This is a genomic window from Undibacterium sp. JH2W, from assembly GCF_049340425.1.
GTDB lineage: Bacteria > Pseudomonadota > Gammaproteobacteria > Burkholderiales > Burkholderiaceae_D > Undibacterium.
The window spans coordinates 98,474-110,978 of the sequence record NZ_JBMPOT010000005.1; the positions used below are offsets into that span (position 1 = coordinate 98,474).

The 12,505-nt window shown below is 48.3% G+C and carries 11 protein-coding genes; 6 read left to right on the forward strand and 5 right to left on the reverse strand.

Annotation, left to right across the window (positions count from 1 at the left end; translation table 11 throughout):
• Positions 1–3: 3 nt before the first annotated feature.
• Complete coding sequence (locus ACO0LC_RS08555; RefSeq protein ID WP_423002232.1) at positions 4–1,503, reverse strand: PLP-dependent aminotransferase family protein; 1,500 nt, start codon at positions 1,501–1,503, stop codon at positions 4–6.
• A gap of 103 nt (positions 1,504–1,606) precedes the next feature.
• Here ACO0LC_RS08555 and ACO0LC_RS08560 point away from each other — a divergent pair, with 103 nt between their 5' ends.
• The 5 genes from ACO0LC_RS08560 (at position 1,607) to ACO0LC_RS08580 (ending at position 5,840) form a co-directional block, all read left to right on the forward strand.
• Positions 1,607–2,068, forward strand: coding sequence for an OsmC family protein (locus tag ACO0LC_RS08560; RefSeq protein WP_423002233.1), 462 nt, complete (start codon positions 1,607–1,609; stop codon positions 2,066–2,068).
• 3 nt (positions 2,069–2,071) lie between these two features.
• Entirely contained in the window at positions 2,072–2,734 is a 663-nt protein-coding gene (locus ACO0LC_RS08565; RefSeq protein ID WP_423002234.1) for an FMN-binding negative transcriptional regulator, read from the forward strand.
• On the forward strand, positions 2,731–3,195 hold the full coding sequence (locus ACO0LC_RS08570) for a GNAT family N-acetyltransferase (protein WP_423002235.1): 465 nt from the start codon (positions 2,731–2,733) through the stop codon (positions 3,193–3,195). Before ACO0LC_RS08565 ends, ACO0LC_RS08570 begins: the two co-directional genes overlap by 4 nt.
• Positions 3,196–3,273: 78 nt before the next feature.
• Entirely contained in the window at positions 3,274–3,642 is a 369-nt protein-coding gene (locus ACO0LC_RS08575; protein ID WP_423002236.1) for a hypothetical protein, read from the forward strand.
• Positions 3,643–3,764: 122 nt separating this feature from the next.
• Positions 3,765–5,840, forward strand: a complete 2,076-nt coding sequence (locus tag ACO0LC_RS08580; protein ID WP_423002237.1) for a M13 family metallopeptidase — start codon at positions 3,765–3,767, stop codon at positions 5,838–5,840.
• A gap of 116 nt (positions 5,841–5,956) precedes the next feature.
• On the opposite strand, the gene ACO0LC_RS08585 is transcribed toward ACO0LC_RS08580, so the two are convergent.
• Both ACO0LC_RS08585 and ACO0LC_RS08590 read right to left on the reverse strand, forming a co-directional pair.
• Positions 5,957–6,916 carry an aldo/keto reductase gene (locus ACO0LC_RS08585; protein ID WP_423002238.1) on the reverse strand — a complete coding sequence of 320 codons (960 nt, stop codon included), beginning with the start codon at positions 6,914–6,916 and terminating at the stop codon, positions 5,957–5,959.
• Complete coding sequence (locus tag ACO0LC_RS08590; RefSeq protein WP_423002239.1) at positions 6,913–7,755, reverse strand: 2OG-Fe(II) oxygenase; 843 nt, start codon at positions 7,753–7,755, stop codon at positions 6,913–6,915. The genes ACO0LC_RS08585 and ACO0LC_RS08590 overlap by 4 nt, the downstream gene beginning before the upstream one ends.
• A gap of 792 nt (positions 7,756–8,547) precedes the next feature.
• Here ACO0LC_RS08590 and ACO0LC_RS08595 point away from each other — a divergent pair.
• Positions 8,548–9,705: a hypothetical protein gene (locus ACO0LC_RS08595; RefSeq protein WP_423002240.1), complete on the forward strand. Its 1,158-nt coding sequence runs from the start codon at positions 8,548–8,550 to the stop codon at positions 9,703–9,705.
• A 78-nt stretch (positions 9,706–9,783) separates the two neighbouring features.
• On the opposite strand, the gene ACO0LC_RS08600 is transcribed toward ACO0LC_RS08595, so the two are convergent.
• Together ACO0LC_RS08600 and ACO0LC_RS08605 are read right to left on the reverse strand one after the other, a co-directional pair.
• Positions 9,784–10,638, reverse strand: a complete 855-nt coding sequence (locus ACO0LC_RS08600) for a hypothetical protein (RefSeq protein ID WP_423002241.1) — start codon at positions 10,636–10,638, stop codon at positions 9,784–9,786.
• Between the two features lie 25 nt (positions 10,639–10,663).
• Entirely contained in the window at positions 10,664–12,484 is a 1,821-nt protein-coding gene (locus tag ACO0LC_RS08605) for a CHASE2 domain-containing protein (protein WP_423002242.1), read from the reverse strand.
• Between the last annotated feature and the right edge of the window lie 21 nt (positions 12,485–12,505).

Consider the following 12,505-nt stretch of genomic DNA (forward strand, 5'->3'; position numbering starts at 1 on the left):
TCGCTAATGAGCAGCTTTGAAGAGCGTAGCCAGCTTGCTGACGCTGCGCTCTATCTCAGTACAAGTCAAGGAAGCAAAACCCAGTAACAGGCCGCCAGGACTTTCTGCCGGTCTGTTTGTTTTCCCAGGCACATCGGCATAGTGACCGAGGCCACGCAATTCCAGCCCGATTTTTTGTCCTGCTTCTATGATCTGCTCTTCATCATAAGCCTGTTTGAAATACACAGCCAGATCAAGCCCGCCATCTTGCGCGCCACAGACCAATTCACCTCCCAATTCCTTTTGCAGACAAGCCACCAGACTAGCCTGGCGTTCGGCATAGACTTTTCTGGTGCGCTTGATATGCCTGCCGAAATGGCCTTCTGCAATAAAATCGGTCAGTGTCATTTGCGGCATGATGCTGGTATGTTTATCGATGACAGCCTTGGCTTGCATCATCGGTTCCAGCAATTTTTCCGGCAAGACCAGGTAGCCTAACCGCAGGCCAGGGAATAACACCTTGGACAAGGTGCCTACATAGATCACACTCTGATGTGTATCCAGACTCTGCAGGGATGCCAGTGGTGAACTGCCAAAACGGTATTCGCTGTCATAATCATCTTCGACTATCCACACTGCATTTGCCTGCGCCCACTCCAACAAGGCCATGCGCCTTTGCAGGCTCATGGTCATACCCAGGGGCATCTGGTGCGAAGGTGTAACGACGGCGACTTTCGCATCGGGATAATGCATCGCTGCATGTGCAACATCCATGCCTTCATCATCAACTGGTACAGCGCAGATGTCGGCTTGCACCGCATGCAAAGCCGCTGTCGTGCCGCGATAGCAAGGATATTCCACCACGGCTCTATCACCAGGATCAAGCAACATGGTGCTCAGCAAATATAAAGCCTGTTGCGAGCCCGATGTAATCAGGATTTGTTCCGGTGCGCAGTTCACACCACGTGCGGCCTTCAGATACACCGCCAGCAATTCACGTAAAGCCAGATGACCGGCAGGATCGCCATAGCCTAGTTGCCCTTTGGGGTGACGGCAATGACGCGCTTCTAATCTAGCCCAGATGTCAAACGGGAATAAATCCAGGTCAGGCATGCTGACCCTGAATGCTCGCGCGTTACCCTGATGAAAGCGCGTGCTGCCGCGTGGGTCTATATGCTGTAGTCCACGTTTTGAAATTCTGTCCAGCAGCTTTGTCGCTGGTATATCGCTGACCCTTGCTTTGCCACGGTCCGCAATTGCAGGCAAATCTTCATTCACAAAAGTTCCCTGCCCGACTGAGCCACGCAAATACCCTTCTGCCAGCAATTGATCGTAGGCATTCAAGACAGTTTGCCGGGAAATTTGCAAGGCCTGACAAAACTCTCGACTGGGTGGCAACTGCATGCCTGGCAGCATCTGGCCTGCCAATATGCTTTTTCGAATTTCGGCGTACAACTGCCTGTACAAGGGCTGGCTATCTTGTCTGTCCAGGACAATCCCGGCAATCATTTGAGAGATATGCATGTTTACATTAAATTGGTATTTTTATTTTTTATAAAATTGGCACTTTCAAATAGCCAATACCAGGAATAAGATTAACGCATATTCATGACGGTGGAGTAAATAAATGCATCAATACCAGGCAAAAATCTTATGGGAGCGTGGTGAACAAGCTTTTAGCGACAATCGCTACAGCCGTGCGCATGCATGGGAGTTTGATGGTGGCCTGGTGGTGCCGGCATCTTCATCCCCTCTGTCTGTCCCCGTACCGATGTCGGAAGAAAAGAACGTCGATCCTGAGGAAGCACTGGTTGCTGCCCTGGCATCTTGCCACATGCTATTCTATTTATCTTTTGTCGCCAAACGCGGCTATGTGCTGGATCAATACCGTGACCTGGCGGTGGGCATCATGGATAAAGATGCCAAGGGAAAACAGGCCATTACCCGCATCCATCTGCGTCCGCAGGAAAATTACAGTGGTGACAAGCAACCAGATTTACAGGAACGCGAAGAGCTGCATCACAAGGCGCATGAACACTGTTATATCGCCAATTCCATCCATGCCGAAGTCATTATAGAAATCGAGTAGCCCATGTACATGCCCAGTCATTTTGCTGAAGAACGTATTGAAGTCTTGCACACCCTGATACAGGCGCACCCGCTGGCTGCGCTAGTCAGCTTGCAAGATGGCGAGCTGGAAGCAAATCACATTCCCTTCATCATCTCGCCACCAACGGCAGATGCACCGTATGGAGTATTACGGGGCCATGTCGCCCGCAATAATCTGGCGTGGCAAAGCGCTGGTAAGGGCCAGGACGCCTTGCTGATTTTTCAAGGGCCACAAGCCTATATCAGCCCACGCTGGTATGAGGAAAAAAAACGCAGTGGCGAAGTGGTGCCTACCTATAACTATGCCGTGGTACATGCGCACGGCCCCATGCGCGTCGTCGATGACAGGCAGGAATTCCTGCAATTGCTCAGCGACCTCAGTGACAACTTTGAACATCGATTCGACAGTCCCTGGAAAGTCGGCGATGCACCAGCCGAATTCATAGACAGGATAATGGATCTGATCGTCGGCATAGAAATCCCCATACGCCGTATCAGCGGTAAGTGGAAAACCAGCCAGAACAAAAGCACACAGGACAGAGTCAACATGGTGGATGGCCTGCGCGAAAAAAATGACTCCAGCTCCCAGGCTCTGGCAAATCTCATGGAACAGCAGTTATTTGAAACCGATAAGGAAAATAAATGAGTACAGTCGTCGTACGCGCCATCACCAAAGAAGATTTTTCTCAATGGTCAGTCTTGTGGGAGGGCTACAACCATTTCTATGAGCGTAGCGGCCCCAGTGCTTTACCAGAAGCAGTCACACTCAGCACCTGGGACAGGTTTTTTGCTGCTGATGAACCAGTACATGCTCTGGTTGCAGAGCAAGATGGACGCCTGGTCGGGCTGGCGCATTATCTCTACCACAAGACCACCAGCCGCATAGAAGCCAGTTGCTACCTGAATGACTTGTTCACCAACCCTGATAAGCGTGGTCAGGGTGTGGGACGTGCCTTGATCGAGGCCGTGTATGAACAGGCAAAACTGGCTGGTTCCAGCGTTGTCTACTGGGGAACCCATGAAACCAATGAGACCGCACAAAAACTATATCGTCAGGTAGCAGACCGGTCAGGATTTATTCTCTACAAAAAAATCCTGGCGTCATAAATAAAAGAAATCCATTTATATACAAGAGCAGTGCAAGTGGGCAATATGCAAGTGATTGATACTCGCCCTGCTCTTTCAATGAAACTGCTTTTATTACTCTTCTGGGTACTTGGTCTGACTTATGGCACAAGCTTATTGCAAGTAGCCTTGTGGCCTAAAGTGCAAGTACGTGTCCTGAGGACCAGACAAGAGATCACTGGCTACGATGATGGCAGTGCTACTGGCTGGCTACATGCAAAGCTTGAGTACTGGCATCAATCACAAAAATACCAGGTTCAATGGCGTATTGACCTGATGCAGCACAGGCATTTACCGGATGCCTTGTGGATGGCTATCGCGCCGTCCATGCCAGAGCGACTTCATCTTCCCATTTCTATCATCAAGCCACTTGCGGTATTGACTGTCAGCATGATCTGCCTGGCTATTCCATTAACCAGTCTATTTTGATATTGATTTCAAGCTCAAATTGCCGTTATGCAGCATAAGTTTCTCTAAATTCTCTGAACTTTAGGGAAATTGAAGCATCTACCACTCTTTCCTCACAACCAGCTTCCTAGTCAGGACATACCATGTCACGTACTCTTATCTCTCTCGCTCTTGCCAGCCTGTTTACCAATATGGTGGCAACACCGGCTTTTGCACAAAATGCAAGCGCTGGCACGAACAGCACCACCACAAGCCACCAACTGCAATCTGGTATAGATTTGCAATGGATGGATAAAACCGTCAGGCCGCAAGACGACTTTTACCAATACATGTCAGGCAAATGGTTGGCAACAGCAGAAATACCGGCTGACCGCGGCCGCTTTGGTTCATTTGATCAGTTGCGTGACCTGTCCGAGCAAAGGTCTTATGACATCATCCAGACCCTGGCTGCGAATAAACAGCTTGCCGCAGGTTCAAACCAGAAAAAAATTGCAGATCTGTTCAACAGCTTCATGGATGAAGCACGCGCCAATGCACTTGATATCAAACCATTGCAAAGCCAGTTTGCCCGCATCGATGCAATTGCCGACAAGTCAAAACTGCCAGCCTTGATGGCAGAACTCAGCAAGCTGGGTGTCAATACACCTGTTGCGTCTGGCATTAACCAGGATGCGCGTGATTCCAGCCGCTATGCGGTGTATCTGAGCCAGAATGGCCTGACCATGCCAGACCGCGATTATTATCTGAAGCAGGATGACACGAAGTTACAGGGTTTCCGCGAAGCCTATCTCAAGCATCTGGAAAAAATGCTGGGCATGAGTGGCCAGGCCAAATCTGCACAAGGTGCCGCCGCCATCATGGCACTGGAAACCGAGATCGCCAAGATACAGTGGACCAAGGTGGAAAACCGCAACCCTGTCAAAACCTATAACAAGACAGAGTTGAAGCAACTCGAACAATTGTTGCCAGGCTTTGACTGGACTGCCTATTTCAGCACTCTCGGCATGGCTGGCAAAATGGATTTCGTCATTGTGCGTCAACCAGAATTCTTTAGCGGTTTGGCCAAACTCATTGATGCGACACCACTGGAAACCTGGAAAACTTATCTGAAATGGCAAACCCTGAATGCCTATGCGCCCTTCCTCAGCCAGCGTTTCATCGATCAGGATTTTGAATTTTCCAGCAAGACCTTGCGCAGCGTGCCCGCCAACCAGGTACGCTGGAAGCGCGGTGTAGGCCGGGTAGAAGAAGCCATGTCAGAAGCACTGGGACAATTGTATGTGGAAAAATACTTCCCACCGGAAAACAAGACGCGCATGCAAGCCATGGTCAACAACTTGCTGCTGGCCTATAAGCAAAGTATAGAAACCCTGAGCTGGATGAGCCCTGAAACCAAGAAAGAGGCGTTGGCCAAACTGGCGAAATTCAATCCCAAGATAGGCTACCCTGATCAATGGCGTGACTATAGCAAACTGGAAATTTCCAAGGATGATCTGGTCGGCAACGTCATACGTGGACGTGAGCATGAATACCAGCGTCAACTGGCTAAACTGGGCAAACCAGTCAGTCGCACTGACTGGGGCATGAGCCCGCAAACCGTGAATGCTTACTACAATTCACGCCAGAATGAAATCGTCTTCCCGGCAGCAATACTGCAAGCACCATTCTTTAATGCAGCTGCCGATGATGCCGTCAACTATGGCGGTATAGGTGCAGTCATAGGACATGAAATCAGCCATGGCTTTGATGATTCTGGCAGCCAGTCTGATGGCGACGGCAATTTGCGTGACTGGTGGACCAAGGAAGACAAGGCCAATTTTGGCAAACTGACGGCTGCCATGATAGCCCAGTACAGTGCTTATAGCCCTTTACCTGGTTACAAGGTCAACGGTGCCCTGACCCTGGGTGAAAATATTGCTGACAATTCCGGATTGTCCATCGCCTACAAGGCCTATCAGATTTCCCTGGGTGGCAAGCCCGCACCTGTGATAGATGGTTTTACGGGCAGCCAGCGCGTCTTCATGGGTTGGGCACAAGTCTGGCGTGGCAAGTCACGCGACGGTGAAACCATACTCAGGGTGAATACTGATCCACATTCTCCATCCATGTTCCGCGGTAATGGCCCCCTGACCAATCTGCCAGAGTTTTATTCTGCTTTTGGCGTCAAGGAAGGTGACAAAATGTATGTCGCACCAGAAAAACGTATCACGATCTGGTAAACGGTAATCCTGCATTGAATAAAATAAGGGTATTGATGGGAGCCCCATCAATACCCTTATTTTTTGCACTATAGTGCCAACAATGCGTAATCAAACGATATTTCGCTTGATTTGTGTCATGCATCCAAAAATTGGAGTGAGGAAAAATCGACAGGCTTTAATGGCCGAGTACCCAGATAAGCCATTAACTCATTAAACTGTAGCAATGATGAAGGGCCAAGCAAGGTGCAATTTTCAGGCCTGCTCTGGAGTAAGTAAATTAAGGCCAGGGCATGCGCGGGAATATTTGTTTCTGCGCTCAAACTAGCGATGGATTTCAAGATTATTTGCGTCGATGGTTTACTCAGTATCGCAAGTTTTTGCGTTTTCTCTCTACCAGAGTCTATCCTGCCTCCCGGTTTGCTGACATCATTTTTTGTATACCAATCACTCAGCAATCCACTCGCCAGTGGTCCCCAGGTGATCGTTCCCATACCAGCGGTTTTCAATAAATCAAATACGGAATTCTGCTGCTGGCAATTCAATAAATTATATTCAAACTGATTCGTCAATGGGATAAGCTCCTGGCTCCCGTTTGCATAAGACAAAATAGTTTCCATATCCTCGACTGCATAATTACAGACACCGAAATACTTGATTTTCCCTTGTTTCTGTAAAAGAACCATGGCTTCCAGCATTTCATGACAGGCAAACTCTTTAGTGGGCGCATGAAGCTGCAATAAATCTATGTTATCCACGCCCAATTGCGTCAAGGCCAGCTCACATTGACGAACAATATTACTCCTGGAGTAACCTCTATGACTAGGCGGGTCATTATCATTCGATATCCCACCCACTTTTGTCGCGATAAAGAACTGGTTTTGCAACTGCAAATTTCGCAAAGCGCCACCAATTATTTGATGGCATTCGCCTCTGGAGTAGCTAATTGAAGTATCGATGAAAGAGATGCCCTGCTCATGCGCAGACGCGATGATTTTCTCTGATTCAGATGGATTTAGTCGCCAACCCATCATCATGGTGCCCAAGCCCAGGCTGCTTACAAAAGGCCCGCCCTTACCCAATTGAACTTCATTCATTTTACGTTTTTCAGATAGTCTCGCGTAATCCCTTCACTATAAGGAGAGGTTTCAAATTCAGCCGTATTATTTTCTCTCATATCCGGGCCATTGTATTTCGTAAAATGAGGGCTGGAATCAATCTCTTCATTTCTCTCGCTTGCATAGTAAAAGGCAGAGAAAACCTTGCGATGAATTCCATCCGGTGTCGTAATTTTCCCTGGTTGTCCATGATAGCTTTTCGAAGTCGTATTAAAAACAACCAGCCTGTTGAAAACAGGTGGCACTTCTTTTACTTTATGACTACCGTCCTGCGACCATAACTCCAGGTTTCCACCGTATTCTTCTTTCCAATCGGGCGTCAAATAAAACAGGGCATTGCATCTTCGCCATGCCTGCAGTTTTTGATGCCAGTTAAAATCGACGTGGACATTCAAGAATCCGCCATTCCCAGTCATCATTGCGCCACCTCCCATGAAATAAGGATCAGGTATCAGTGACTTTGTTCCTGTCAGGGTTTCAAGGAACAGCAAGAAAGACCGCGAACTGATTGCGGAAGAAAACAGCTTGAAATTCTGTGAAAAACTTCTGGTATCTTCCAAAAAATGACGGCTGGCATTTTGATGATGATGAAATTTGAAGTTAATATCCTGCTCATCCAATTTGGGGTACTCATTGGCCAATTGTTCAGCAACAGAATCCGGTAAAAAATTATCGAAAACGATGTGTGGGAATGGATCGTTTTTTTGAAATACGTCTTTATTGTCAAATGCCAGTTGAGCATAATGCGGATCGTCAAACACATCCAATATCCGGGATGCAAATTGACCTGCACTTTGCTCACTTTTTTTGGTATCCATAAACTGCTCCGTTTTACTCATTTATTAAAGGTGTCATCTTAGTTGCGGCAAGCACGGATGATGCATGGCAATAGCTACTGCCTATGCTGATAAGTTCCGCTTGAAAAATTCTCCGCTACGCACGTAATATCAAGCGCCACATGGTCGAAATTCAACCGGAATTTGCCTGAAACCAGCACAACAATATGTTTGAGAAATTATCATAAAAAATTTACGTGTCTATCAAAATCAGGCGAACTATTGATCATAAACAATAGTCTATAGCACTAGCTTGCTTGGGTATATGCGACATATTAGCAGTGCGCTGCTGAAACAAGACGTGGCCACACCCTGATTTTGATATCCGGGAAGGTAACAAGATGTAAGCAGCGCAGAAGCACAATGCCATCCCTGGACAATGATGCACTTCAAAAGTGATAGTACTCACATCCGCTTATGCAGGGCAAAAAAACTTATCATTTAAGTAAAATTAAAGTGACATGATGGTATTATTTGCAATGAATATGCATAAAGTGCTAAGGCTTTGCAAACTAAGATTGTTAAACACAGATATTTTTTAAAAACCTGGGCCCAAGCTTATCAGTGTCACAATGACGATACAGTCAGGCTGTGGCAAAATAGCTGGGATTAAATTCCATCGCTGAAAGCCAATTTATGAGTTTTGTACGTCGCATCCAACAAGATAAGTATGATGTTTATGATAAAGAGGACGTGCATGCTCGCTTACATTTCTTCAAGAATCTGCAAACCATTACAAATGCCATCCATTCAACCAGTAATATCGAGCAAATCATGCTTGATTTATCACAAAGCATTTGTGAGCTGTTTGATTGCGAACGTCTGACCCTGTACTCGGTCAATTACAGAAAAAATGCCATAGAATCCAAAGTCAAGACTGGCCTGACTTCATTCAAGGATTTCGCCCTGCCGATATCCGAGAAAAGTGTCGCCGGTTTTGTGGCTATGTCCAAGCAAACCGTCAATATCGTCAATGTCTACGATGAAGCAGAACTCAGGAAGCATTCTCCCAAGCTGGAATTCTTGCGCAGAGTTGATCAGCGTACTGGTTTTCGCACCAAGCATATGCTGGTCGGCCCCCTGATCCATGAACAAAGCAATGAGCTGCTGGGTGTACTGCAGCTCATCAATAACCGCAATGACTGTCAGTTCCCGCCTTTGCTGGAAGAAGGTTTCAAATACCTGCGTAATACCCTGGCAGTGGCATTTGCCCAGCGCCTGATGTCGCCACAGGTCATCCATACCAAATTTGATTCACTGATCAAGTCATCCATACTATCGATCCCTGAACTGGGCCTGGCGGCACGTGCTGCGCGTCGCAAAGGTGTTGATGTAGAAGAAATCCTGATAGATGAATTTGAAGTTAGCCCAGCAGATATAGGCAACTCTCTGGCAAGCTTTTTTGAATGTGAATACCAACCCTACAAGGCCGACAGGCCACGCCCGGAAGCACTGAAGAACTTCAAACGTGCTTATGTCGAAGACCACCACTGGCTCATCCTGGAAGAAAGCGCTGACACACTGCTTGTCATGACGACAGACCCTGAGCGTGTCATGGCTTCACGTATTGTGCATAGTCTCTTCCCTATCGCCAAAATTCAATATTGCGTGACCACGCAAAAAGAGTTCAGGCGGACCGTAGATCAATTCTTTGGTGATGCTGAAAGTATAGCTACTGCCGCTGAACAAAATGCGCAGGATGCGATTGATACCGTGTCTGCGGCCGAAAAAGCCTTGCTGGCGCAAGTCAGGGAAACCATACAACAAGCTTTTGCCAAGAGCCACCCCGAATTCCAGATCGATGTGCGCTCACGCGAAGACAAGACTGTCAGTCGCATGCATAAGGATGGCTCAGTACAACGCATCGCTGGTCAGGTGATAGTAGACTTCCATGTGGATTTCCTGGATACCGGGATGAATACCGCAGCATAAGAAAAAACGCCACTTTTTGTGGCGTTTTTTCTTGCTTGCTCATCTTGCTTGCTCATCTTGCTTGCTCATCTTGCTTGCTCAAGGAGCGACTTCCGACATTTTTTGCAAGTCTGGTCGCTGCCTGGCGATCAATTGCCAGACTTGCCTGGCCTCGGTAAAGGCGCGTTTACTTTGCAGCATAGCCGCATACATGACCCATTCTTCCATTGCGGCCGACTCTTGTGGCTTAAGCTCATTCAAGCTTGCGGCTTCTGCCTTGCTGGCCAGCTTGAATTCTGCCTTGGCCATATTGCTCTTGCCATCTTTGGCCGAGACATAGCTGACTTGCCAGCGGAAAGTGGCCCCCTCCTCCAATTTCACTTTTTCGGGTAATTGCCAGGTATTCTCTTTGATTTTTTCGCTGAGAATAAGCTTTTCATCCATGTCATGGATACTGATGTCAAATTCAGCCGCCTCTGCAGAAATCCAGTTGAATGCCGGGCGGGTGCCCAGCAATAGAGAATTGTTTTCTGGCGTGACGACTAGTATACGCGGTGGCAGCTGGCGCATGCGGACAGCACCGGCAATCACGTTACTGGTTTCTGCGGCACGTACCAATTTTTCTGCCATTGGTTTGATTACGGCTTTTTGTCCCTGCAAATTGATGACCCCATCTTTTTCTACGACAACAGTAGCAGGTCCGGTCAATTGATATACCGCACGTGTTGCATACAGAGACAGCGAAGCCCTGGCACCCGCTTCCAGGGTGATTTGCATTTTAGGTTGCAGGTAAGCCAGTAATTGCAATTTTGAACTGGTGCCATTGACTTCCATCTTGCCATTACCCTGTACATCCAGCACCATGCCCAAAGCAGCATCAGCATGTGCCTGAGCACTTAAGAGTGCAAATGTAGCCGCGCATATCGCCAACAAACTACGCATTATCATCTTCATATCACTACCTTCCAAAATATTAAGACTACAAGGGCTGCCAGCCATAGACAGCAATGGCTGAGCGGCCCTTGAGATTTTTATCACCCAGCGCAATCAGCGTCCCGGCTTCTGCCAGATTGGCATGCACCGTCGCCGAACAAACTATCGGATAACCCACATCCTTGCACAAGCCTTCTATTCTCGCCGCCGTGTTGACGGTGTCACCGATTGCCGTGTACTCATGCCGCTCGGCCGAGCCAACCTGGCCAATAACAGCATCACCTGCATGCAAGCCTACACCTATTTGCAAAGTCTGCTTACCTTCTGCCTGCAATTCTTGATTGAGTATGGCAAGTGCAGAGAGCATTTCACGTGCTGCATTGAAGGCATTTTGGGCGGGATTATCAAGTTGTTGTGGTGCTCCGAAAAAGGCCATCAAACCATCACCAATAAACTTGTCTATGGTACCACCATGATCGTGGACGATTTTACTCATGGGTGCAAAATAGCGATTCAAGAGACTCACCACATCGCTTGCCTGTGCATGTTCGCACAGGGTGGTGAAGCCGCGTATATCAGAAAACAAAACACAAACGGGTAAGCGGCGGCTTTGTGAAATCTGGTCTATGCGGCCTTCGACGATTTCCTGCATGACTGCCGGGCTGACACGACCAGAGAAAGCCTTGCTCAATCGTTGCTTGTCGATAAAATGCTGCCAGGCTTGCCAGCTACTGCTGCTGCCCAGAGCCAGCAAACCCGTCAAGAAGACTGCCGTCGGCGGCAACCAGACGTCATACTGCATGGCAAGGCCACTGGCGATGAGCAAACCCAGTGTCGCCAGGAAGAATACAAACAATTTGTTACGTATGCTGCGCCCCAGCCAAAACAAGGCAAACAAGGCTGACAAGGCGAACAGACTGAGATTGCTGGCTGGCTGCAACAGGCGCTGGTTCAGGATGCTGCGCAATAACTGTGCATGGGCCAGCACCCCAGGATTCGGATCGTTCGCCGGCAACCATGCAGCCAGTGATACGGGCAAATCAACCAGATCAGTGGCGTCCATGGTTGCACCCAGCAAGACAATTTTTCCAGCAAAGCGCTGCTGCAACTCTGCTGTTTTTCCTTGCTGCGCCAGCTTTAAGATATCCTGCAATGGAACATAGGTAAAACGCGTACCCAGGCGGTAATTGATAAGGCCGGACCAGTCCTGGCGCACGCCAGCCGCAGCGGCAATCTCGGTTGCCAGGCCACGGCCTATGCGGTCTGGCTGGCAATCAGCGCCAGGAAAGCGGCGTATGCGCTGGTCACTATCGCGACAAAATTCAGCCGAAGCAACGGCCTGGAATTGCTCACCCTGCATCCCCAATACTGCGGCATAGTCTACTTGTATATCGCGATAATGCGCATGTTTCAAATCCCAGACTTTGGCAACCACGACAGGCAAGCTTTGTATATTTTCCAGCAAACCTGCGAGTAGTGCTTTATGAAAGTCTATGGCTTCTTTACGAGTCGAGATCAGGGTGTCGAAGCGTTTTTCTGGCAAACTCAGATCCATACCTACCACCTTGGCTCCAGCTTGATTCATGACTTTCAAAAAATTGGCCAAATGCAGGTGATTCAGGCTCAGCGGTTCATCTATCTCATCCAGAAAAGCTTCATCCATGCCAACCACGATGGGGTCTATACTGATCTTTTGTGGCGTATATTCACGCGAAAGTTTGAATTGCAGGTCAAGGATTTTATTATCTATCACCGTCACGACTGGCAAATGCGACATAAGCGCAGCAAAGACCAGCAAGAGCAACAAACCTAGCGCCTGCAGCAAGCGCGGCGTGAAGAATTGCTGCAGGCGGCTGGTTTTATTCATATAGGCTGGCTGTGTAGACAA

What these genes read in the sequence shown, in the direction of transcription:
- ACO0LC_RS08555 (WP_423002232.1), bottom strand. Translation starts at nt 1,503, where the DNA reads ATGCATATCTCTCAAATGATTGCCGGGATTGTCCTGGACAGACAAGAT.
- ACO0LC_RS08560 (WP_423002233.1), top strand. Translation starts at nt 1,607, where the DNA reads ATGCATCAATACCAGGCAAAAATCTTATGGGAGCGTGGTGAACAAGCT.
- ACO0LC_RS08565 (WP_423002234.1), top strand. Translation starts at nt 2,072, where the DNA reads ATGTACATGCCCAGTCATTTTGCTGAAGAACGTATTGAAGTCTTGCAC.
- ACO0LC_RS08570 (WP_423002235.1), top strand. Translation starts at nt 2,731, where the DNA reads ATGAGTACAGTCGTCGTACGCGCCATCACCAAAGAAGATTTTTCTCAA.
- ACO0LC_RS08575 (WP_423002236.1), top strand. Translation starts at nt 3,274, where the DNA reads ATGAAACTGCTTTTATTACTCTTCTGGGTACTTGGTCTGACTTATGGC.
- ACO0LC_RS08580 (WP_423002237.1), top strand. Translation starts at nt 3,765, where the DNA reads ATGTCACGTACTCTTATCTCTCTCGCTCTTGCCAGCCTGTTTACCAAT.
- ACO0LC_RS08585 (WP_423002238.1), bottom strand. Translation starts at nt 6,916, where the DNA reads ATGAATGAAGTTCAATTGGGTAAGGGCGGGCCTTTTGTAAGCAGCCTG.
- ACO0LC_RS08590 (WP_423002239.1), bottom strand. Translation starts at nt 7,755, where the DNA reads ATGGATACCAAAAAAAGTGAGCAAAGTGCAGGTCAATTTGCATCCCGG.
- ACO0LC_RS08595 (WP_423002240.1), top strand. Translation starts at nt 8,548, where the DNA reads ATGCTTGATTTATCACAAAGCATTTGTGAGCTGTTTGATTGCGAACGT.
- ACO0LC_RS08600 (WP_423002241.1), bottom strand. Translation starts at nt 10,638, where the DNA reads ATGAAGATGATAATGCGTAGTTTGTTGGCGATATGCGCGGCTACATTT.
- ACO0LC_RS08605 (WP_423002242.1), bottom strand. Translation starts at nt 12,484, where the DNA reads ATGAATAAAACCAGCCGCCTGCAGCAATTCTTCACGCCGCGCTTGCTG.